The organism is Microbacterium sp. p3-SID336, from assembly GCF_025143365.1.
In the GTDB taxonomy this organism is placed as follows: domain Bacteria; phylum Actinomycetota; class Actinomycetes; order Actinomycetales; family Microbacteriaceae; genus Microbacterium.
On sequence record NZ_JALXPE010000008.1, the window covers coordinates 58,923 to 80,535 of the forward strand.

Annotated in this window: 23 protein-coding genes; 13 read left to right on the forward strand and 10 right to left on the reverse strand. The window is 72.2% G+C overall.

The window, feature by feature from the left end:
- The first annotated feature begins 9 nt into the window (after positions 1-9).
- The 7 genes from M3C17_RS03805 to M3C17_RS03835 all read left to right on the forward strand — a co-directional run bounded on the left by M3C17_RS03805 (position 10) and on the right by M3C17_RS03835 (position 6,545).
- Positions 10-1,005, forward strand: coding sequence for an ABC transporter ATP-binding protein (locus M3C17_RS03805; RefSeq protein ID WP_259976314.1), 996 nt, complete (start codon positions 10-12; stop codon positions 1,003-1,005).
- Positions 1,002-2,624: an ABC transporter permease gene (locus M3C17_RS03810; RefSeq protein WP_259976315.1), complete on the forward strand. Its 1,623-nt coding sequence runs from the start codon at positions 1,002-1,004 to the stop codon at positions 2,622-2,624. Before M3C17_RS03805 ends, M3C17_RS03810 begins: the two co-directional genes overlap by 4 nt.
- Before the next feature lie 4 nt (positions 2,625-2,628).
- Entirely contained in the window at positions 2,629-3,171 is a 543-nt protein-coding gene (locus tag M3C17_RS03815) for a GbsR/MarR family transcriptional regulator (RefSeq protein WP_259976316.1), read from the forward strand.
- Positions 3,172-3,257: 86 nt separating this feature from the next.
- Complete coding sequence (locus M3C17_RS03820; RefSeq protein WP_259976317.1) at positions 3,258-3,647, forward strand: GntR family transcriptional regulator; 390 nt, start codon at positions 3,258-3,260, stop codon at positions 3,645-3,647.
- A complete protein-coding gene (locus M3C17_RS03825; RefSeq protein ID WP_259976318.1) occupies positions 3,644-4,555 on the forward strand; it encodes an ABC transporter ATP-binding protein in 912 nt (303 codons plus the stop codon). Before M3C17_RS03820 ends, M3C17_RS03825 begins: the two co-directional genes overlap by 4 nt.
- Positions 4,555-5,238 (forward strand): hypothetical protein, encoded by a 684-nt coding sequence (locus M3C17_RS03830; RefSeq protein ID WP_259976319.1) that lies wholly within the window; start codon positions 4,555-4,557, stop codon positions 5,236-5,238. Before M3C17_RS03825 ends, M3C17_RS03830 begins: the two co-directional genes overlap by 1 nt.
- Before the next feature lie 173 nt (positions 5,239-5,411).
- Positions 5,412-6,545 (forward strand): aromatic acid exporter family protein, encoded by a 1,134-nt coding sequence (locus M3C17_RS03835; protein ID WP_259976320.1) that lies wholly within the window; start codon positions 5,412-5,414, stop codon positions 6,543-6,545.
- A 2-nt stretch (positions 6,546-6,547) separates the two neighbouring features.
- Here the strand turns inward: M3C17_RS03835 and M3C17_RS03840 are convergent, their stop codons facing one another.
- Entirely contained in the window at positions 6,548-7,138 is a 591-nt protein-coding gene (locus M3C17_RS03840; RefSeq protein WP_259976321.1) for a helix-turn-helix domain-containing protein, read from the reverse strand.
- A 70-nt stretch (positions 7,139-7,208) separates the two neighbouring features.
- On the opposite strand from M3C17_RS03840, the gene M3C17_RS03845 reads away from it, so the two are divergent.
- Positions 7,209-8,591 (forward strand): MFS transporter, encoded by a 1,383-nt coding sequence (locus M3C17_RS03845; protein WP_259976322.1) that lies wholly within the window; start codon positions 7,209-7,211, stop codon positions 8,589-8,591.
- Between the two features lies 1 nt (position 8,592).
- Here M3C17_RS03845 and M3C17_RS03850 read toward each other — a convergent pair whose 3' ends face one another.
- The gene (locus M3C17_RS03850; protein ID WP_259976323.1) at positions 8,593-8,928 is read right to left on the reverse strand and encodes a type II toxin-antitoxin system HicB family antitoxin; all 336 of its coding nucleotides are present in this window, start codon (positions 8,926-8,928) and stop codon (positions 8,593-8,595) included.
- On the reverse strand, positions 8,925-9,176 hold the full coding sequence (locus tag M3C17_RS03855; RefSeq protein WP_259976324.1) for a toxin HicA: 252 nt from the start codon (positions 9,174-9,176) through the stop codon (positions 8,925-8,927). Before M3C17_RS03855 ends, M3C17_RS03850 begins: the two co-directional genes overlap by 4 nt.
- A 183-nt stretch (positions 9,177-9,359) precedes the next feature.
- Here M3C17_RS03855 and M3C17_RS03860 point away from each other — a divergent pair, with 183 nt between their 5' ends.
- From M3C17_RS03860 to M3C17_RS03875, 4 genes are read left to right on the forward strand one after another with little or no spacing between them, the layout of a single operon-like run.
- A complete protein-coding gene (locus M3C17_RS03860) occupies positions 9,360-9,986 on the forward strand; it encodes an RNA polymerase sigma factor (protein ID WP_259976325.1) in 627 nt (208 codons plus the stop codon).
- Positions 9,983-10,438: a hypothetical protein gene (locus M3C17_RS03865; RefSeq protein ID WP_259976326.1), complete on the forward strand. Its 456-nt coding sequence runs from the start codon at positions 9,983-9,985 to the stop codon at positions 10,436-10,438. The genes M3C17_RS03860 and M3C17_RS03865 overlap by 4 nt, the downstream gene beginning before the upstream one ends.
- Positions 10,439-10,485: 47 nt before the next feature.
- Positions 10,486-12,057 carry a S8/S53 family peptidase gene (locus M3C17_RS03870; RefSeq protein WP_259976327.1) on the forward strand — a complete coding sequence of 524 codons (1,572 nt, stop codon included), beginning with the start codon at positions 10,486-10,488 and terminating at the stop codon, positions 12,055-12,057.
- A gap of 48 nt (positions 12,058-12,105) precedes the next feature.
- On the forward strand, positions 12,106-14,547 hold the full coding sequence (locus M3C17_RS03875) for a CHAT domain-containing protein (RefSeq protein ID WP_259976328.1): 2,442 nt from the start codon (positions 12,106-12,108) through the stop codon (positions 14,545-14,547).
- Positions 14,548-14,796: 249 nt separating this feature from the next.
- Here M3C17_RS03875 and M3C17_RS03880 read toward each other — a convergent pair whose 3' ends face one another.
- From M3C17_RS03880 to M3C17_RS03910, 7 genes are all read right to left on the reverse strand, one after another.
- Positions 14,797-15,144: a type II toxin-antitoxin system PemK/MazF family toxin gene (locus tag M3C17_RS03880; RefSeq protein WP_259976329.1), complete on the reverse strand. Its 348-nt coding sequence runs from the start codon at positions 15,142-15,144 to the stop codon at positions 14,797-14,799.
- Entirely contained in the window at positions 15,141-15,374 is a 234-nt protein-coding gene (locus tag M3C17_RS03885) for a hypothetical protein (RefSeq protein WP_259976330.1), read from the reverse strand. The genes M3C17_RS03880 and M3C17_RS03885 overlap by 4 nt, the downstream gene beginning before the upstream one ends.
- 18 nt (positions 15,375-15,392) lie before the next feature.
- The gene (locus M3C17_RS03890; RefSeq protein WP_259976336.1) at positions 15,393-16,169 is read right to left on the reverse strand and encodes a DeoR/GlpR family DNA-binding transcription regulator; all 777 of its coding nucleotides are present in this window, start codon (positions 16,167-16,169) and stop codon (positions 15,393-15,395) included.
- Positions 16,170-16,290: 121 nt separating this feature from the next.
- A complete protein-coding gene (locus M3C17_RS03895; RefSeq protein WP_259976331.1) occupies positions 16,291-17,169 on the reverse strand; it encodes a class II fructose-bisphosphate aldolase in 879 nt (292 codons plus the stop codon).
- Positions 17,166-18,110 carry a 1-phosphofructokinase family hexose kinase gene (locus M3C17_RS03900; RefSeq protein ID WP_259976332.1) on the reverse strand — a complete coding sequence of 315 codons (945 nt, stop codon included), beginning with the start codon at positions 18,108-18,110 and terminating at the stop codon, positions 17,166-17,168. Before M3C17_RS03900 ends, M3C17_RS03895 begins: the two co-directional genes overlap by 4 nt.
- Complete coding sequence (locus M3C17_RS03905) at positions 18,107-19,099, reverse strand: ROK family protein (RefSeq protein ID WP_259976333.1); 993 nt, start codon at positions 19,097-19,099, stop codon at positions 18,107-18,109. The genes M3C17_RS03900 and M3C17_RS03905 overlap by 4 nt, the downstream gene beginning before the upstream one ends.
- Positions 19,100-19,124: 25 nt before the next feature.
- On the reverse strand, positions 19,125-20,024 hold the full coding sequence (locus M3C17_RS03910) for an SIS domain-containing protein (protein ID WP_259976334.1): 900 nt from the start codon (positions 20,022-20,024) through the stop codon (positions 19,125-19,127).
- 293 nt (positions 20,025-20,317) lie between these two features.
- Here M3C17_RS03910 and M3C17_RS03915 point away from each other — a divergent pair, with 293 nt between their 5' ends.
- Entirely contained in the window at positions 20,318-21,565 is a 1,248-nt protein-coding gene (locus tag M3C17_RS03915) for an extracellular solute-binding protein (RefSeq protein WP_259976335.1), read from the forward strand.
- Positions 21,566-21,613 lie beyond the last annotated feature (48 nt).

Genomic DNA, 21,613 nt, shown 5'->3' on the forward strand with positions numbered 1-21,613 from the left:
CTCGCGCACATGACCACCGTCATCGCCACTCAGAGCCTCACCAAGCACTACGGGCACGTGCACGCGCTCGACGGCCTCGACCTGACCGTCGAGCCGGGCCAGGTGCACGGATTCCTCGGCCCCAACGGCGCAGGGAAGTCCACCACCATCCGCATCCTCCTCGGCCTCGCCCGGCGCACCGGCGGCACGGCCCTCGTGTTCGGCGAGGATCCGTGGAGCCACGCCGTCGAGCTGCACCGACGGATCGCCTACGTCCCGGGCGACGTGAGCCTGTGGCCCAACCTCTCCGGCGGCGAGGCGATCGACCTGCTCGCCCGACTGCGCGGAGCCCGCACGCACGAGGCCGCCTACCGGCGCGAGAAGGCGCGGCTGCTCGACGCGTTCCAGTTCGATCCGCGCAAGAAGGGTCGGGCGTACTCCAAGGGCAACCGCCAGAAGGTCGCGCTGATCGCCGCGTTCGCCGTGCCCGCCGATCTGCTGATCCTCGACGAGCCGACGAGCGGCCTCGACCCGCTCATGGCGGTGATCTTCCAGCGCGAGGTCGCCCGCGCCCACGCGAACGGCGCGACGGTGCTGCTGTCGAGCCACATCATGAGCGAGGTGGAGCAGCTGTGCGACCGCGTGTCGATCATCCGCGCCGGACGCATCGTCGAGACGGGCACGCTCGCCGAGCTGCGGCACCTCACCCGCAGCGAGGTGTCGTTCACGGCGGCCGGGGTCACCCTCGACGCCGTGAACCGCATCCCTGACGTGCACGACGCCTCCGTGCACGACGACCGCGTCCGGCTCACCGTCGACAGCGACCGCACCGCGACCGTGCTGCCCGCGCTCGCGGCGTTCGGCATCCGCGATCTGCGCGTGGCGCCTCCCTCCCTGGAGGAGCTGTTCCTGCGGCACTACGGCGACGATCTCGCGTCGCTGGAGGCCGCGGAGGACGGTGCTTCCGGCGAGACGGGGCAGGGTCTGCGTCGCAGTCGCCGGTCCCGCGCGGAGCAGCGGCGATGACGCGCCTCGCCCTGCTGCTGCGTCAGCGGATCCGGCGCGATCGCCTCCAGGTGCCGCTGTGGATCGTGGGCACCGCGCTCATGGCACTCGCGGGGTACGCCGGCGTCAGCCAGTCCTACGCGACCCTCGCCGACCGACAGAACCTCCTCGCCGCGGCACTCGCCAACCCGGTGATCCTCCTGTTCCGCGGTCTGCCCTCCGGCACCTCGGAGGGCGCTTTCCTGGCGTTCCTGATCCTGCCGTGGCTGGCCTTTCTGGCCGCGCTGATGAGCACGTTCCTCGCGGTCCGGCACACGAGAGGCGACGAGGAGGCGGGCAGGGCCGAGCTGGTGTGGGCGACACCGGCAGGACGACGGCTTCCCACGGTGGCGACCGTCGTGCACGGCCTGCTCGCGAACGTCACGCTCGCCGCCCTCACGTCACTCGCGCTCCTGGCGAGTGGGCTCGCACCGGCCGGGTCGCTGCTGATGGGGGCCGCCGCCGGATCGTGCGGCGTCGCCTTCCTCGGGATCGCGCTGCTGTTCGCGCAGCTCCTGCGCACCTCGCGCGGAGCGAACGCCGCGAGCGTGTGGGTGCTGGTCGCCGCGTTCCTCGTGAGCGGCATCGGCAACGCCGCCGGCACCCCGAACGACGACCTCTCCGGGATCACGAGCGCCTGGCCCGCGTGGCTCTCGCCCTTCGGGTGGGCGGAGCAGACGCGTCCGTACGACACCGACACCGCCTGGCCCGTGCTGCTCGGCCTCGTCCTCGGGCTGCTGGGGTGCGCAGCGGCGCTCGCCCTCCAGGCGGTCCGCGACGTGGACGCCGGTTTCGTCGCGGAACGCCGTGGGCGGACATCCGCACGACCGGCCCTGTCCTCCGCGCACGCGCTGGTGTGGCGCCTCACGTCGGGCGCGATCGCGGGATGGGCGGTCGGCGGCGTGCTGACCGGACTGCTGGCCACCACGCTGGCCGACGTGGTGGACCGGATCGCGGGTGAGAATCCGGCGGTGACCGAGATCCTGGAGAAGATCGGCGGGGCATCCGGCGGGCTCGATGAGGTCGTGGTGACCGTGTTCTTCACGCTGCTGGGGATCCTGGCAGCGTGCTGCGCCGTGCAGACCGTGGTGCGCGCGCGGCAGGAGGAGGCGCGGGGGACGGCTGAGCTCGTGCTGGCCACCCCGACCGGACGCGTGCGGTGGCTGGGCGATCACCTGCTGGTGGCTGCGGCCGCGGTCGTCATCGTGGTGGGTGCCGCGGTCGCGGCAGGGTGGCTCGGGGTGTGGAGCCGCGGCGGCACGGGAGAGCTGTATCGCATCGTCGCGGTCGCCGGTGCCGGGCAGGCGGTCGCGGCGATGGTGTTCGCCGTGCTGACCGCGCTCGTGTTCGTGCTGCTGCCGCGGGCGAGCATCGCGGTCGCGTGGGCGCTGGTGATGCTGGCCGCGCTGCTCGGCATGTTCGGGCCGCTGTTCGGCCTGCCGGAGTGGAGCGCAAACCTGTCACCCTTCGCGGTGACCCCTGTGGTCGACGGGGACGCGGTGGACCTGCGCGGCGGGTGGTGGCTGCTGCTGGTGCTGGGCGTCGGTGCAGCCGCCGCACTGGTCCTGATGCGCCGGCGCGAGCTGACGACGGGAGGCTGAGGCGATGGCGGCGATGCGGGATGACCGGGACGGCGGCGCGGGGGACCGGAACGGCGGGCACCGGGGCGTACAGCCGGGGGAGCAGGCGAGGGAGCACCGGGGGGTGCAGCCCGCGGAGCAGGCCGCGGCGATGATGACGGCGGCGGGGATGCCGCGCATGCCCGCTCGGGTGATGATGGCCCTGGTCGCGGCGCCGGACGGCGGGTACACCGCGGCGCAGCTGTCCGAGCGGCTCGGCGTCTCCCCCGCCGCGGTGTCGGGGGCGGTGCGCTATCTGCAGCAGCTGCACTTCATCCAGCGGCGCTCACGACCGGGTGACCGTCGCGACCGGTACGAGTTCATGCACGACACGTTCGCCCTGTCGATCGTGAGCAACCTCCCCGTGTATTCGCGGCTCTCGGAGTACATCGAGGAGATCGCCGTGGAGCAGGAGGAGGACCGCGGGGCGCACGATCGTGCCGCGGAACTGGCGGCGTTCCTCCGGTTCCTGTCCGTGCGGATGGCGCAGATCGCGGACGACTGGCGGGCGCAGCGCGACGCGACCTGAGTGGATTTCCGTCGAAGGGTTGACGCGCGGGATGGTTCTATGGTTACTTACTTGAGTAAGTAACCCACCAACACCGCGGAGGACTCGTGATCGAAGAAGGCAAGCCGCTCTTCCTCCAGATCGCCGAGCAGATCGAGGACTCGATCCTCGACGGCTCGCTGGCGGAGGAGGCGCAGGCCCCTTCCACGAACGAGCTCGCCGCGTTCTACCGCATCAACCCCGCCACCGCAGCGAAGGGAGTCGCCATGCTCACCGACAAGGGAGTGCTCCACAAGCGCCGAGGCATCGGCATGTTCGTCTCGGAGGGCGCCAGGGAGCTGCTCCTCGGCGAGCGCCGGGCCGCCTTCGCCGACCGCTACATCGACCCGCTCCTCGCCGAAGCCCGCACGCTGGGCCTCGGTGCGGATGACCTCGCGGCACTGCTCCGCCAGCGCGCCGCACACACCCCCACCCCAGAAGGGAAGAACCCCGCATGACCGCCGTCATCGAGGTGCAGAATCTCACCAAGCGCTATAAGGACAAGAGGGCGCTCGACAATGTGACGCTCGCGCTGGAGGGGGGCTCGATCTACGGGCTCCTCGGCCGCAACGGCGCCGGCAAGACGACCCTCATGTCGATCCTCACCGCCCAGAACTTCGAATCCTCCGGCACCGTCAGGGTGTTCGGCGAGCACCCCTACGAGAACGCGCACGTGCTCGGTCGGATCTGCTTCGTCCGGGAGAGCCAGAAGTACCCGGACGACGCCTACCCCAAGCACGCGTTCAAGGCGGCGAGCCTGTTCTTCCCGAACTGGGACCAGCAGCTGGCCGACGAGCTCATCGCCGAGTTCCAGCTGCCCATGAAGCAGACCATCAAGAAGCTGTCCCGCGGCCAGCTCTCCGCGGTCGGCGTCATCATCGGCCTGGCCTCCCGCGCCGAGATCACGTTCTTCGACGAGCCGTACCTCGGGCTCGACGCGGTCGCGCGACAGATCTTCTACGACCGCCTCGTGGAGGACTACGCCGAGCACCCGCGCACCATCATCCTGTCCTCGCACCTGATCGACGAGGTGTCGAACCTCATCGAGAAGGTCATCGTGATCGACAACGGACAGATCCTGCTGAACGAGGACACCGACGCGGTGCGCGACCGCGCGGTGAACGTCGTCGGCGACGCCGCACTCGTCGACGCCTGGTCGGATGGCCGCGAGGTCCTGCATCGCGACGAGCTCGGACGGGTGGCCTCTGTCACCGTCATGGGAAGGCTCTCCCCGGAGGAGCGCGCCGAGGTCGTCGCCACCGGTCTCGACCTCACCCCGGTCTCACTGCAGCAGCTCGTCGTCCGACTCACCCAGAAGAGCGGCGCCGCCGAGAGAGCCGCCACCACGAAGGAGGAGGTCCGCTGATGCGCACGTTCAACGTCATCCGACTGCAGCTCATCAACAAGGGCACGTTCATCTGGTACCCGCTGATGATCCTGGCCGCCGCCGTGGTGATCTCGGTCCTGATCTACGCCATGATCCCGGTCGACACCCCGAAGTACGGCGGCGGCGGGCAGGCGCCGCTGTGGTATTTCTTCGCCGTCGGCATGTCGGCGATGACCCTCACGTTCCCGTTCTCGCAGGCGATGAGCATCACACGCCGCGAGTTCTTCTTCGGCACGATGCTGACCGCGGTCCTGGGCAGTGCGATCATGGGCGTGATCTTCCTCATCGGCGGCGGCATCGAGATGCTCACCGACGGGTACGGGATCAACGGCTATGTGTTCTACCTGCCGTGGCTGTGGGATGCGGGTCCGGTCGGCGCCTTCGTCGTGTACTTCACCCTCGCCCTGTTCTTCTTCGTGATCGGCTTCACCGGCGCGACGATCTACAAGAGCTGGGGACAGCTCGTGCTGCTCATCGTGAGCATCGGCCTGGGCCTGATCCTCGTCGGGCTCGTGTTCCTCGCGACGCGGCTCGACCTGTGGAACCACGTCGGCGCGGCGATCATGGATCTCGGCGCCCTCGGTCTCGCGCTGTGGGGCCTCGTGATCACCGCCGCCCTGAGCCTCGTCTCGTTCCTCGCCTTCCGGCGGACGATCCCCTGATCCCACCCCGAGGCCACGCGGATGCCGCGGCACGCACTCCTGTGCGCCGCGGCATCCGCCTGCGGGCGCTACCCGCAGACCAGGCCGGAGGCAACCCCTGTCGGACACGCCGCCGTTGCGCGTAGCGTCCAGGGGCAGGACCACCGACCCCCGATCGCCCTGGAGAGGATGCCGTGTCGCCTGATTCGCACCGCCTGCGCGACCACCCGCGCCTCCGGCTGCGTGAGCGCCGTTCGTACCTGGCGCGCACGCTGCGCGAGGCGGTGCGTGTGCCCCGGCTCCTGCTCGTCGTCAAGACGGCGCTCGCGGTCGGGCTCGCGTGGGCGATCGCCCCGCACATGCCCGGGGTGACGGACGAGTATCCGTACTACGCGCCGCTGGGCGCCCTCGTCAGCATGTACCCCACGCTGATGGGGTCGATGCGGTCGAGCCTGCAGACGCTGTTCGGTCTCGCCGCGGGTATCGGCCTCGCCGCGCTGGTGGTGTTGACGGTCGGCCCGACGTGGTGGTCGATCCCGCTCGTCGTCGGGCTCGGCGTGCTGGTGTCCGGTACCGGCTGGTTCGGCGTCGGCAAGGAGTACGTGCCGATGGCGGCCCTGTTCGTGCTGATCATCGGCGGGCAGAACGCCGACGACTACTCGGTGGGGTACCTCGCGCAGATGGCCGTCGGCGTGGTGATCGGCCTGCTCGTGAACCTGCTGATCGCGCCAGCCCCGCTCGCCGCCGCGGCCGAGGCGCGCGTGGAGGCCTTCCGCACGCAGCTCGGCGAGCACCTGCACGACATCGGCTTTGCGGTGTCGGAGTCGTGGCCGCCCGAGACCGCGCAGTGGGCCGATGACGCGGCCGCCCTCGCCGAGACGACCGCCGACCTGAGGGCGGCGCTCGCGGAGGCCGACGAGAGCGTGCGCTACAACCCGCGCGCCCGTCGTCGCCACGTGCGCACCACCCACATCCATGAGGAGCTGTCGACGCTGGACCGCATCGCCCATCTGATCAGGGACATCGCCGACTCCACGGCCGACACGATCTGGGACCGCCCCGCCGCGATACCGCTGGATCCCGCGCTGCCCGAGCCTCTGTCGGCCGCCTGCCATGCGGTCGCCGACGTGATCGCCGAGCCGGAGCCGGGCTCGAGCGAGGCACACCGTCGTCGGGGCGAAGCCGCCAGGGCGATCCGTCTCCTGCTGGAGCGCGTGGACGACCGCACGATCGACGCGCGCAGCTCGATGGGCCCCGGCGTGCTCACGGCGATGCACCTCCGGCGCATCCTCATCCTGAGCGGTGCGGGAGCCGATCGGGAGGAGTGACGTCAGATGGTGTCGTCGGCGACCACGATGTCCATCTGCCAGTAGCGACCGCCCGGGTCGGCCCCGTCGTGCGCCTCGTCGGCGGCGGACAGCACGTCGTTGATGCGGAGCATGACGTCGTCGAACTCCGCCTCGGTGAGCCGGATCGTGCGCTGCACGAACGAGGCGTGCACCTCGGTGGTGCGGCCGGAGACGTATTCGGGGGTCCACGCCATCACGCGCCGCACGAGCTCCTGGTGGTCCTCCGCGAGCGCGGCCACCACGGCGCCGCCGAGCGCCTCGTCGGTCACGGGGCTCTCCGGCCCCCCGACGTTCAGGGCCCGCTTACGACCGGTCCAGACCCGATCGCGCCGATCCCGCGCACGCTCCGGGGCCTCCTCGATGAGCCCCGCTTCGGCGAGCGCCCGCAGATGGAAGCTGGCGCTGTTGGCCGGAACCCCGAGTTCGACGGCGATGTCGGCCGCGCGCAGGTACTCGCGGCGGGAGATGAGACGGAGGATTTGCCGGCGCAGCGGATGGGAGTAGGCCTTCAGCATGGCCGACGTCATGAAGACGGCGTCTTCGCCCGAGGTCTTCTCCGCGTCGTCGGCCATGCCCCGATCCTAGTCCGATGGTTGCGCACCTACAGTTGCGCAATTCTTCTTGCGCATCTAGTCTCGCAGCATGAGCACGGTCACCACCCCCCATCGCCTGTGGCGCAACACCCGTTACCTCACCTGGCTCGTGAGCGACACCAGCAAAGGGCTGGCGGCGTCGCTCTTCGGCTTCGCGATCCCGCTGCTGGCGCTGATCGTCACGAACGACCCCGCACAGGCGGGCATCATCGGCGGCGCCGGACTGGTCGCCCGTGTGCTGCTCACCCTCGCCGGCGGTGTCCTCGCCGACCGGCACCGCCGCATCGTGCTCATGCTGCTCGGCTCGCTCATCGGCGTCGTGCTCGCCGGCGCCTTCACGCTCCTCGCGCTGGGCGACGCGCTGACCTTCGCCACGCTGCTCGTGCTCGATGTGCTGCTCGCCGCTCGCAGCGGCCTGTTCGACGTGGCGGGCGAGAGCGCTCTGAAGGAGATCGTCCCGGACGAGGCGATGGGGCGCGCGCAGGCCGCGAACCAGGGGCGCGACGCTGCGCTCCAGCTCGCGGGCGGGCCCCTCGGAGGCCTGCTGCTCGGGATCGGCGGGTGGCTGGTGGGCGCCGTGATGACGCTCTGCCACCTGATCGCCGCGGTGACCGCCTGGATGCTGCGGCGCCAGACCGCCCGCGCCGGGATCGCCGACACCGGCGCGCAGGCCGACGAGGACCCGACCGGCGCAGCCGACACGGCGGAGTCGGGCGGCACCAGGACGGCGGGCGCGGCGGCACACCGGACCGCGACCCGCACGACCGACAGGACCGAGGTCGTGCGGCCGAACGCCTGGCAGGAGCTGCGCGAGGGCTTCACGTGGCTGTTCGCCCGGCGCGACCTGTCCGGCCTGATGGCCATCCTCACCATCGTCAACCTCGGCTTCAACGCCGCGATCACCACGGTCGTGTACGCGCTGCAGCAGGACGGCTACTCCGAGCTCGTGATCGGCACGCTGAGCGCGGCGATCGGAGCGGTGATGCTCGTGGGCGCCGTGATCGCGCCCCTGCTCGTCCCGCGGATCCCCGCCGGCGTGCTCGCCGTCAGCGGTCTCGCGGTGGTCGCGGTCGGCGCCGTCGTGCTCACCACGGTGCGCGAGCCCTGGGCCATCGCTATCGTGCTCGGCGCCTCGGTGCTCCCGCTGCCCGCGCTCAACGCCGCGATGATGGGCTACTTCATGGTCGCCACGCCCACGCGGCTGCTGGGTCGCGCCAACAGTGCGCTCGGCGTGCTCGCGATGGGGGCCATGCCCTTCGCGCCGCTCATCGCCGGCTTCGGCCTGGCGGGCCTCGGCCGCGAGGGCACCATCCTCATCTGCGCGGCGCTGTGCCTGATCGCCGCCGGCCTCGCACTCGGCAACCGGGCGCTGCGCGGGCTTCCCGTCGAGGCCCGCTGGGCCGCGCACGCCGCCCGCTTCGCGAACGACTGAGTCACGCGCCGATCAGGCGACTCGCTGCGAGCCTGTTGATCGACACGTGCTGCTCGGCGGCGTCGAGAGCCAAGCGTCGATGCGCCTCGGGTGTGAGCCGCACCATGAACTTGCCCGAGTACGACCGGTCGGCGATGGCGACGGGGGGGTTCTCCCCGTTCGCGGCCATGTCCTCCAGCACGTCGGCCACCAGAGCGCGGATGCCGAGGAAGGCGTCCGCCTGGTCCTCGGACAGCCACGACAGCGACGGAAATTCGGCCACCGTACCGACATAGGCGTCATCCTCCGCTGACCAGCGCACACGGTACGTGTAGTGATCTGCTCTCGTCTCGGTCATGCGCCCGATCCCTTCAGTCGGTCGATCGCCGCCAGCACCTGACGCACCTGGTAGGCCTTGGCGGCGCCGTGGTCGTTCTGGATGTCGACCCGCGGGTCTCCTGGCCACGGCATCCGGTAGACGCGATGCGACGTGCCATGGTGCCGCGGGTCCCCGAAATGGTGATCGCACACCTTCACGAGATCCGCGAACCGCACGCCGCGCGGGCTGGCACGCATCTGCGCCTCGATCCTCTCGATGCTGCTCATGGTCGATGACGGTATCAATAATGATACCAGTCCGTTTCGGGGCCTGTGGATGAGTCTCGGTCCGGCGAGATTCACCCAAGGCACGCGCCGACCCACGCCGACCACCGGCGGAGATTCTTGGACGCGGACATGTATCAGGCCGCTCTTGCCGCGCTCCTGGTAGGTGTGATCACAATGGGCTTCATGATCGACGGTGCTCCCGGCGCCGCCCCCCTCGATCCTGCATCCGACGACGGCCGGGCACGGTGGGAACGTGCCGCGGACCTCTTCGGCGCATGGCGCGAAGGCGACGGCCGCGCGATGGACGACCTGGTGCGTCTCATGACGCCCGTGCTCTGGCACGTCGTCCGCGCCTACGGGCTCGAACGCACCCTCGCCGAGGACGTCGTGCAGACGACGTGGCTGCAGCTCGTGCGGGGCCACGGCTCCATCGCCGACCCGCGCGCCGTCTCCGCCTGGCTCACCACGACCGCCCGGCGCGAGGCGTGGAAGATCGGCAAGGCGCACGGCCGGGTCGACACCGCCGAGTCGGACGACCTCGACGCGCTTCTTCCGGAGCAGGCCTCCGCGGAAGAGCACGCCACCCTGGGCGACGAGAACCGTCGCCTCTGGCACGCCGTTCGCCGCCTCGCGGAACGCTGCCAACGACTCCTGCGCGTGATCGCCTTCGAGGACCGCCCCGACTACGCCAGGATCGCCGCCGACCTGTCCATGCCCGTGGGAAGCATCGGGCCCACGCGCAGCCGATGCCTGGCGAAACTGCGCGACCTGCTCGACGCGCCCGCACCGCGGAAGGGAGGCACCCCATGACCGATGTCGAAGACGCCCGCCTGTTCGCCCGGCTGCGCGCACTGTGGCACGACGTGGATCCGGTGCCGGCCGGCCTGATCGACCGCATGGTCGCCGCCGTCGCCGCCGATGGCCTGAACCGCGAGTACGCTCTGCTCACCCTCGTCGAAGGGCACCTGGGCGCCGTCCGCGGAGACGCCGACGCCCTCACGCTGCAGTTCAGCGACGGCACCACCAGCGTCCTGCTGCACGTGACGACGACCGCCTCAGGGCGCCGCCGCATCGACGGCTGGGTCGACACCGCCTCGGCCGAGATCGAGCTCGTGCAGGGCGATCGCACCAAGACCACGACACCCGAGGACACCGGGCGCTTCGTGTTCGACGAGGTGCCGCCCGGCCTGAGCAGGGTGCGCCTGACGACGACGGTCGCCGACCAGGAGCGCACGCTGGAGACCCCGCAGTTCGAACTGTGAGACCCGCGCCCGACGACGACGCGGGCGACCCGCGGAGAGGATGACCGATGGAGCAGCCCCAGGGATGGACGTGGCAGGACCGCGCGGAGGGATCGATCCGCCGCGGCACGGCGCTCGACCCGAGCACGGAGCCGGTGGACGGCATCCGCGCGTTCCCCACCGCCTACCTGCCGGAGCGACTGCTGATCACGCGCGTGGTCGGCGATCAGGAGGCCTACGACCGCGAGGTGCGCACCCTGCGCGATGCCGCCGACTCCTTCGGCTGGCGGCTGGAGATCGAGTCCTCCGCACGGGAGACCGGCGACGGCGAGCTCGTCCCCGGTGTCGCCGGGTTCCTGCGTGCGCGCCTGACCACGCCGGATGAGCCGACCAGGGGAGAGTCTCCGGTGGCACCGGACGCCTGGCGCGTGCTGCAGCGCGCCCGCCGACTGTCCCGGTCGAGCATGCCGCGCACCAGCCTGGAGCACGTGCTCTCCATCGACCCCGTCGGGCTCAACCCCTTCACCCGGACGAACCCGTTCACGCGGACCAACCCGTTCACGCGGACGAACCCCGTGCGCGGCGCGGGAGCCGGGACCGGCGGCAGCGACGACTACCTCGAGCCGGGGCGCGGCGCCAGGCAGCCGGTCACCTGGCTCGGCCCTGCGCCTGTGCGGTCGCGGGCTCCGAAGCAGGGACGGCGTCCGGTCGTCGCGGTGCTCGACACCGGATGCGGCGAGCACTCCTGGCTGCCCGCCGACGTCGTGACGAGGCACGTCGAACTGGACGGCGTCCCCGTCGGGCTCACGGACGACGCCGACCCCGAGCGCTACCCGGATCTGTACGGGCAGCTCGATGGGGAGATCGATGCCGTCGCGGGGCACGGCACCTTCATCGCCGGCATCGTGCGGCAGTGCGCGCCCGACGCCGACATCCTCGCGATCCGCGTCGCCGGTGCGCTCGGCGTGGTCGACGAGAGCACGCTGCTGGAGACGGTCGCGCAGGTCGTCGAGCTGCTCCGACGGCACCGCGAGGACCCGAAGACCGGCTTCCCCATCGACGTGCTCAATCTGTCCCTCAGCTACTACCACGAGACCCCGACCGACGGCCTGTTCAGCCGCACGCTGTACGAGCTGCTCGCGAAGGCGCGCGAGCTCGGCTGCGTGGTCGTGTGCTCGGCGGGGAACGACGCCATCGACCGCCCCTCGTTCCCCGCCTCGCTGTGGCCGTGGCCGGGCTCGGACAACGGGCTGCCCGTCGACAAGGGCGCGCCGCACGTCGCCGTCGGTGCGCTGAACCCGTCCGCGAAGTCGGTCGCGCTGTTCTCCAACGTCGGCCCCTGGGTGCACGTGTACGCGCCGGGAGCGGCCGTTGTCAGCACCTCGCCCGCCTTCCTCGGCGGGGCGCAGGCGGCGACCAGAGCCGACGTCGACGGTCTGCGGCGCGAGACCCTGGACCCCGACGACTATCGCGGCGGCTTCGCGGTGTGGAGCGGCACGTCGTTCGCAGCGCCGTACCTGGCCGGACGCATCGCGGCACAGCTGGGCACGGTGCCGGCGCAGGGCGTGAGCGCAGCGGTGGCGGCGAAGGCCGTGGACGCGGTGCTCTCCGCGCTGCCGACACCCACCGACCGCGGCTGACGGCCCGCCGCTCTTCCCCGCGCGTCGGCGGCACGGCATCCTGGACGAATGCCCCTGTCCGCCACCGAGCTGCACCGGCGCGGCGTCGAGGCGGCGAACGCACGGCGGTTCACCCAGGCTCGACGCGCGCTCGATGCGGCCGCCGCCCGCACGGACGATCCCGACCTGCGCGCGCGGATCGACGGCACCAGCGCCTACGTGCTCACGCAGACCGGGGATCCGGCTGCCGCGGAGGCCCTGTGCCGTGCGGCCCTCTCCCGCGACGGGCTGCGGCCGGAGACGGTCGCGCTGCTCAGCGGTCAGCTCGGGACGCTGCTCATGCATCGCGGGCGGCTTCCCGAGGCCGAGGAGATGCTGTCCCGTGCGGTCGAGGCCCTCGCGGGGGCGGAGACCACCGAACTCGCCAACTGCCTGATGAACCGCGCCGTGGTGCGCATGCAGCGGCGCGAACTGGACCCCTGCATCAGCGACCTCCGCCGCGCGATCGCGATCTACGAGGTGACCGACGCCCACGGCCCGCTCGCGGAGGCCACGCACAACCTGGGGTATGCGGCGCTGCTCGGCGGCGACCTCGTCGGCGCGCTCGCGCTGATGACCCGGTCCCGTCCGGCCCTGGCCGAGCTGAGCGACCTGGCGGCCGCGATCAGCGACCTCGACCGCGCCGAGGTGCTCCGCGACGCGGGTCTCACGACCGAGGCGGAGGCCCTGCTGGAACGAGTGGCCGTCCAGTTCGGGGCGCAGCGGATGCGGCAAGCCCGCGGCGAGGCGGAGTTCCATCTGGCGCGATCGCTGCTGCGCCACGACGCGCCGGCCGCGGAGCGCGCCGCCCGCCGTGCCGCGCGCCGGTTCGCGGCGCTCGCCAACCCGGGCTGGGCGGCGCGGGCCGACGCCGTGCGGCTCGAGGCACGGCAGCGCTCCCGCCCCGACCGCCCGATCGACGCGGCGGAGTGCGAGCGCGTCGCGCGGGATCTCGATCGCGCCGGCTTCCGGACCGAAGCCGCGGGACTGCGACTGACCGCGCGGAGAGGGGACGCACGACGTCTGCCCCGCATCCCGGCGTCGGCGCCCACGCCGCTGCGGCTGCGCGCGCACGAGGTCAGGGCGGCACGGGCGGCCCTGCAGGGGCGGGACCGGGAGGCGCTGCGGGCGGCGGCGGACGGACTGGAGCTGCTCGCGGGCTGGCAGCAGTCGTTCGGAGCCCTCGACCTGCAGGCGTCCGTCGCGATGCACGGCAGCGACCTGATGTTCACCGGACTCGCGGCGGCGGCGCGGCTGCGCGACCCGGAGACGCTGTTCGCGTGGTCCGAGCGGGCACGACACCTCAGCCAGCAGGTCGCGCCCGTGCGGCCGCCGCACGACACCGAGCTCGCGACGGACCTGGCCGAGCTGCGGATGCTGCGCGCCGAGCTCGCCGGGGCCGACTGGACCACCGATGCGAGGGTGCGCGCGCTGCGGGACCGGGTGCGGGAACGGCAGTGGTCGGCCACCGGGTCGGGCGCGACCAGGGAGCGGCTCGGGCTGACCGAGGTCGCGGCGGTCCTTCCCGCGGACGCGGCCGTGCTGGCGTACGTGTTCACGGGGACCGCGCTGCTCGGGGTGGCGGTGACCCGTACCGACGCGACCGTCGTGGACCTGGCGTGGCCGCGGGTGCGGGCAGCGCTCGACGGCCTGCGGGCCGACCTGGACATGGCCGCGCTGACCAGGGGCGGCGCCATGGGCCCCGTCACGGAGCGGGCGCTGGCGACGCGCCTGCAGCGGCTGGACGCGGACCTGCTGGCCCCGATGCGCCGTGCCGCCCCGGACGCCTCGCGCGTGGCGATCACGGTGCCGGGCATCCTCGGCGGAGTGCCCTGGGCGATGCTCCCGGGCATGCGCGGTGCGCCCTTCACTCTCGCGACATCGGTGTCGCGCTGGCTCGGCGAGGAGCGGAGACCCAGGGCCGAGGCCGCAGCGGTGGGCTTCGCAGCGGGCCCCCGTGTGCCCAGGGCGGGCGAGGAGGTGGCCCGCGCTGCGGTCGCCTGGCGCGGTCTCGGTGCGACGGCCGTACGCGAGGGTTCGGCGGCGACGGTGGCCGCGGTGACAGCGCTCGCGGGAGGGGCCGACGTGCTGCACATCGCCGCGCACGGGCGGCATGCGGTGGACAATCCGCTGTTCTCCGGGTTCGAGTTGAGCGACGGCATCCTGTTCGGGTACGACGTCGACCTGATCCCCCGGGTTCCGCGGACCGTGATCCTCTCGGCGTGCGAGCTGGGACGGTCGTCCGTGCGGTGGGGCGAGGAGGCCCTCGGCATGACGCGGGTGTGGCTGCACGCGGGGACGGAGTGCGTGATCGCGGCTCCGGTCGCGGTGCCGGACGACGATGCGTGCGAGCTCCTGAGTGCGGTGCACGCGGCACTCGCCGCCGGGGAGGCTCCGGCCGATGCCCTCACCTCGGCGGTCGCCGCGACGGGCGTGATCGCACCGTTCCAGTGCCACGGCGACGGATTCTGATCCTTTTTCTCCAATCGGTGTATCAGAACCGCAGCCGTGCCCTCCTGTTCTTCAGAAGGTGCCAGGCGAAGGGCCTCGAAGAGCGGGGCGCGAGGGAGGCGCAGTCGAATCTGGGGAATCGCGCACTGGGGAGTGCGAAGAACGACAGGACACCATCTGCTCGGGGGATGCCGCGGTCTGCAGGCGCGGCACCCTCGCAGGGCCTCGGCGATCTGGGGACGCCGGGGCCCTCGGCCTGTCCGGCCACCGTCACAGGTCGAGGAAGTCGCCGAGCCACAGCCGCACCGCGGCGAGGCACGGGGCCGATACGGAGCCGGAGATGCCGGTGATCCGCTCCCGCGTCAGGGTGCGCGGCTGCTCGGTCATGATCCACGAGGGTCGATCGAGGCCGCTGGGTCCCTCCACGCGGATGTGATTGGGCCAGCCGCGGTCGTTCGTCGTGATCGGCAGCCCGATCACGAGCGTCGTCACGGCGTCCAGGTATCCGGCGGAGGAGACGATGAGGACCGGCCGATGCCCGCCCTGCTCACGTCCGCGCACCGGCTCCAGCGTCACCCACACGATCGCACCGGGCGCGAGGTCGCGCTCTGCCGTCACCGAGCGTCCGCGGCTTCCGTCATCTCCCACTCCGCGGTCTCGTCCGCGTGCGACGCGGCGGCCTCGGCGGAGGTGGCAGCCACGGCGGCGCGCAGGGACTCGAGCCGCCGGCGTCGATCCTCCGCATCGGCGAGGTGCGCGAGATGCGCGCCGAGAGTCAGCCCGTCACGGGCCGCCTGCTCCTTCAGACGATCGCGGAGGTCGTCGCTCACCTTGATCGTCGTGGTCATACTCCGAGTATACCGAGGTCAGGCGATGAGGACCTGGTAGCCGGCGTCGCGGAGAGATTGCACCGAGGCTTCGGCGGCGCCGTCGTCGGTGATGACCATGGCGAACAGGTCGGGCCCGCCCACCGTCGCGAAGGACTCGACGCCGAGCTTGCTGCCGTCGGTCACGACCACGGCTCGCCGGGCGCGTTCGGCCATCATCCGGTTGACGGCGGCCTCCCGCTCGTCCTGCGTGGTGGCCCCGGCTGCGGCATCCATGCCGTTCACGCCGATGAAGGCGAGGTCGAGGCGGACGCCGCGCAGCAGCTGCTCGACGAACGGCCCGACCAGCTCATACGTGCGGGAGTGGATCACGCCGCCGGTGACGACGACCTTGATGTCCGGCCGCGTGGCCAGCTGTGCCGCGATGTTCACCGCGTTCGTGACCACCGTGACCCCGCCGTCGGCCGCCAGGTCGTCGCGTGCGGCGAGCGCTGCGGCGATCGCGGTCGTCGTGGTGCCGCCCGACAGCCCGACCACCATCCCCGGCGCCACGAGTGCCGCGGCCGCCTGGGCGATGCTGGCCTTCTCATGCGTGCGCTGATGGCTCTTGTAGCGGATCGGCAGTTCGTAGGCCACGGTCTGCGCCACCGCGCCGCCGTGCGTGCGCGTGAGCAGGCGCTGCGCGGCCAGGGTGTCCAGGTCGCGGCGGGTCGTGGCAGGGGAGGCCTCGAAACGGTCCACCAGCTCCTCCACCGTGACCTCTCCGCTCGCGGCGAGGAGATCGAGGATCGCGTTGAGGCGCGCCGCGCGCTTCACCGCGTCCACCCCGTCGCGTGCACCCCGTCGAATGCCGCCCCCGCGCCGCTCCGGGCGCCGCCGCGTCCCTCCGCCCTCGCGCCGCTCACGGCGCCACCGTCTCCGCCCGCTCTCGCGCTCCTCACGAGGTCACCGCCTCCGGCTGGAGCGCGAACAGCCGGAGCAGGCGCGCCGCCTCCTGCGCCAGGGCTTCGCGAGCGGGTGCCAGGTACTTGCGCGAGTCGACGAGCCGCTCATCGGCGTCGAGCACCGCCCGCACGGCCCGCGTGAAGTAGCCGTTCAGGTGCGTCGAGACGTTGATCTTGGTCATGCCCGCCCGCACGGCCTCCGCGATCACGGCGTCGGGCACGCCCGAGGACCCGTGCAGCACCAGCGGGACGTCGACCCCCGCGGCCCCGGCTCCGCGCAGGGCGGCCCGCAGGCGGGCGATGAGGTCGAGGTCGAGCGCTGCCGTGCGATCCGTCATGGCGTGCGAGGAGCCCACCGCCACGGCGAGCGCGTCCACCCCGGTCGCGGCCACGAAGGCCCGCGCCTCGCCGGGGTCGGTCCGCACCCCGGGCGCGTGCGCCCCGTCCTTGCCGCCCACCTCGCCCAGCTCGCCCTCCACGTACACGCCCGCACGGTGCGCCTGCGCGGCGACCTCGGCCGTCAGCGCGACGTTCTCGTCGTAGGGCAGCGCGCCGCCGTCGAACATCACCGAGCCGAACCCGAGGTCGACCGCCTCCGCGACGAGTTCCGGCCGCTCCGCGTGGTCGAGGTGCACGGCCACCGGGGTGTCGGCGCGGCGGGCGACCGCGAGGGTGGCCAGGGCGATCGGCTCCAGGCCGCCGTGGTAGTCCGCGCAGTTCTGCGAGATCTGCAGGATCACCGGCAGCTCGGCCAGCGCGGCCGCGCGCACCAGGCCTTCGGCGGTCTCGAGGTGGATCACGTTGAAGGCGCCGATGCCGGTGCCGGCGGCGGAGGCCGCGGAGACGAGCTCCCGGGCGGAGACGAGGGTCACGAGGGGTCCTTCCGGAACGAGGCGGGGTCGGGGCGGGTGATGCGGAGCTGCTGTTCCAGCTCCGGCCACCGGGGGGAGATGTCGCCGGCGAGCGGCATGAGCACGGCCGCCGCCGACCAGGCGGTCGCACGGCGGAGGATCCGCTCGGGGTCGCGCTCGCCCTCGGTGTAGAGCACGGCGCAGGCCGCGACGGCCGCGTCGCCTGCGCCCGTGGGGTTCCCGGCGAGCGGCTGATCGAGACGCGCGTGCACCAGGTCCGCGGCGGTCACGGCGAGCACGCCCTCCGCGCCCAGCGACAGCAGCACGAGTTCGGCACCGCGACCCAGGAGGGCGCGCGCCCCGTCGACCGGGTCGTCGACGCCCGTGGCCTCCGCGAGCTCGGCCGCATTCGGCTTGAGCACGGTCGCCCCGGCCTCCGCGGCCCGCAGCAGGGCAGGACCCGAGGTGTCCACGATCACCGGGACCCCGGCGTCGCGGCCGACGGCGATGAGCATGGGCAGCAGCGACTCCGGCGTTCCGGGCGGCACACTGCCGGAGATCACGAGCACCCGCGCACCGGGCAGCCTGTCGACGACCTCGGCGAGCAGCGCCGCCCACTCGACGTCGGCCGGGGTGACCCCGCGCTCGTTGAGGATCGTGGTGTCGCCCAGTGTCTCGTCGACGAGGGCGATGCTGCGGCGGGTGTCCGCCGCGACGGGCACCAGCACGTGCGGCACGCCGCTGGCCGCGAGCTCCTCCGCGAACTCGCCGCCGACACGGCCGCCCGCCGTCGTGAGGGCCAGCACCGCTGCTCCCTCCGCGTGCGCGACCCTGGCCACGTTGAGACCCTTGCCCCCGGCTCGCGCGGCACCCGTATCGACGCGGTGCGTGCCGCCCTCGACGAGCCGCTCGACGCGCCAGGTCAGGTCGAGCGCCGGATTCGGGGTGACGGTGAGGATCACGTCAGCTCCCTGGCCCGCAGGGCCGCCCCGATCAGCCCGGCGTTCCCGGAGAGCTCTGCGGGGACGAGCGCGGGGAGGCGGTGGAAGCTCAGGCGTGCGGCGAGACGGCTGCGCAGCTCGTCGAAGAGCGCCCCGCCCGCGCGGGAGAGCCCGCCGCCGATCACGACCGCTTCGGGCGCGACCACAGCGGTGAGCTGCGCGAGCGACATCGTGAGCGCGTCGAGCGCCGAGTCCCAGATGCCCGCGGCGACCTCGTCCCCTGCCGCGGCCCTGGCGATGACGTCCTTGGCCCCGTCCGGCGCGATCCCGGTGGCGTCGCGGTACCGGCGGGCGATGGCGCCGGCGGAGGCCACGGCCTCCAGGCACCCGCGGGCTCCGCACGGGCACAGGGGTCCATCGGCGATGGGCGAGTGCCCGATCTCACCCGCGTAGCCGCCCGCGGTGTACGGCCGCCTGCCCACCAGCAGCGCCCCGGCGATGCCGGTGCCGATGACCAGGATCACGGCGTCGTCGTAGGCCCTCGCGCCGCCGAGCCGATGCTCCGCCCAGCTCGCGGCTCGCACGTCGTGGTCGAAGGCGACGGGCAGCCCGAGGCGCGCACCGGCCAGGTCGCGCAGGGGTGCGCTCCGCCAGCCCATGTTGCTGGCGAACACCCCGACCCCCGCGTCCGCGTCGACGATGCCGGGCACGACGAGGCCCACGGCCTGCGGCACGACCTCCGGGTGGGCGGCGCGCAGTTCGCCCGCGAGCACCTCCAGGCGATCCAGGAGCGCGGGCGTGCGGTCGCCGTCGGCCGCGGGGGTGGGGGTGCGGCGGAGCCCGAGCGCCGTGCCGTCGGCATCGAACAGCGCGGACTTGATGTCGGTGCCGCCCACGTCGAAGGCGAGCACGGGGGCCCCGGGGCCGAGCGATCGCACGGCGGCGAGCGCTTCGCCCGCCGCATCCCGCTCGACGTCGGGGATCGCGTCCGCCGCGTCGTTCGGGGTCATCGCTCGGCTCCGGTGGTGGCTCGGGTCATGCATCCAGGATGACGGATCGCGTCAGGTTGCGCGGCTGGTCGGGGTCGAGGCCGCGGGCCAGAGCGCGCTCGAGCGCGGTGCGGTGCAGGCGTACGAGGTCGGCGAGCGGGTCGATCGCGCGGTGCTCGAAGCGGGCACCCGTCGCGGCGATCTCGGCGGCGAGGCCGTCCGGCGCGTCGCCGAACTGCCAGGTCACGCGGCCGGGGGCGGCGATCGCGATCGGACCGTGTCGATAGTCCATCGAGGGGTACGCCTCGGTCCACGACTGGGAGGACTCGCGGAGCTTGAGGGCGGCCTCGTGCGCCAGGCCGATGGTCCAGCCGCGGCCGAGGAACGTGTACTGCTCGGCGTCGCGGAGCTCCTCGTCGACGGCGGGTTCCGCGAGCACGGCGGAGGCGTCGGCGATCGCGGCGCTGAGGTCTTCGCCGAGGGAGGCGCGGAACAGGGCGAGGGCGGTGGTGGCGAAGCGGGTCTGCACGACGGACTTCTCGTCGGCGAAGGGCAGCAGGACCGCGTCGTCCGCGAGCGAGACCAAGGGCGAGTCGGGGTCGCCGATGACGCCGATGGTGCGGATGCGGCCCTTCACCCGTTCGACGAGATCGAGCACCTCACTCGTGGTGCCGGAGCGGGTGAGCGCCACGACGGCGTCGTAGTCGCGGTCCACGAAGGCCTCGGAGGCGGCGAACGCGTCGGTCTCACCGTGACCGGCGGACTCGCGGAGAGCGGCGTACGACTGCGCCATGAACCAGGAGGTGCCGCAGCCGACGACGGCGACCCGGGCTCCGCGGGCCGGCAGCTGCGCCTGCTCGGCGCTCAGCTCGGCGGCGCGCGCCCACATCTCCGGCTGCGAGGCGAGCTCTTCGCGCATGTGTGCGCCGGGCAGTGATTCGGTCATCAGAGGACCCTTTCCGAGGAGGAGTTGCGTATTCGTGATTTATTACCCCGCAATTCGATCATAGTATGTCACCACTGACGAGCAAGATCCGGCGTGTGCTTGATTTTGTTTGTTTGCCTGACAAATAATCTGTACGAGTTCCACCCGAGCCTCGCTCGGCCGATCGGATCAGCCACCCGGCGCCCGATCACCACGCACTGTCGCGTGCTGTGTTCTGCGACTGTGCACCACACCCTCTCCGGAGAGCGGACCGCCGCTCGAGGGAGCGGCACTCACAGTGAGGAATGCAATCCATGAAGAAGTCACTGCGATTCGGCACCGCGGCCATCGCGGCGGTCGCCACGCTCTCGCTCGCCTCGTGCGGCTTCGGCGGCTCGGGCGGCGACAGCGGCGGGGATGCCGGAGGCAAGACCACACTCGACCTGCTCGTCCCCAGCTACTCCGACGCGACCAAGGGGCTGTGGGAGGACGTGATCGACGGGTTCGAGAAGGAGAACCCCGACATCACCGTCAAGCTCGAGGTGCAGTCCTGGGACAACCTGGAGAAGGTCGTCTCCACCAAGATCCAGGCCGGCGAGGCTCCCGACATCTACAACGGCGGACCGTTCGCCGGGTTCGTCGGCGACGAGCTGCTCTACCCCGTCGAGGACGTCGTCTCCGAGGAGGTGTACTCCGACTTCCAGGAGTCGTTCCTCAAGAACGCGGAGGTCGACGGCACCGCGTACGCTCTCCCGCTGATCGCCTCGGCGCGTGCGCTGTTCGTCAACAACGCCCTGCTGGAGCAGGCCGGCGTCGAGGCGCCCACCGACTGGGACGAGCTGCTCGACGCCGCGACCAAGGTGTCGGCGCTCGGCGGAGGCGTCGCGGGCTACGGCATGCCGCTCGGCTCCGAAGAGGCGCAGGCCGAGGCGGCCGTGTGGCTGTGGGGCGGCGGCGGCTCGTTCGGCGACGCCTCCGAGATCACGATCGACACCCCGGAGAACCTCGTCGGCGCCGAGCAGATCAAGAAGATGATCGACGCGGGCGCGACGCAGGCCGACCCCGGCTCGACGCAGCGCTCCCCACTCATGGACATCTTCATCCAGGGCAAGATCGGCATGCAGGTGGGCCTCCCGCCGACGGTCGGCCAGATCGCGGACAGCAACCCGGAGCTCGACTACTCCATCGTGCCGATCCCCACGAAGGACGGCTCGCCCTTCACGCTCGGCGTCATGGACCAGCTGATGGCCTTCGAGAACGACGGCGACAAGCAGGAGGCGATCACGAAGTTCTTCGACTACTACTACTCGCCCGACGTGTACGTGCCGTGGGTGCAGGCCGAGGGCTTCCTCCCCGTCACCAAGTCCGGTGCCGAGCAGCTCTCCGGCGAGGAGGCGCTCAAGCCCTTCCTCGACGTGCTGCCCGACGCGCAGTTCTACCCGTCGACGAACCCGAAGTGGTCGGCCGCCGACGGTGCCTTCAAGTCCCTGTTCGGTCAGATCCAGACGCAGCCGGCGCAGGACGTGCTGACGCAGATCCAGGCGCAGGTCGACGCGGGCTGACCCGCGGAACGGAGAGGTTCGGGTATTCCCATGAGCCAGACGACAGAA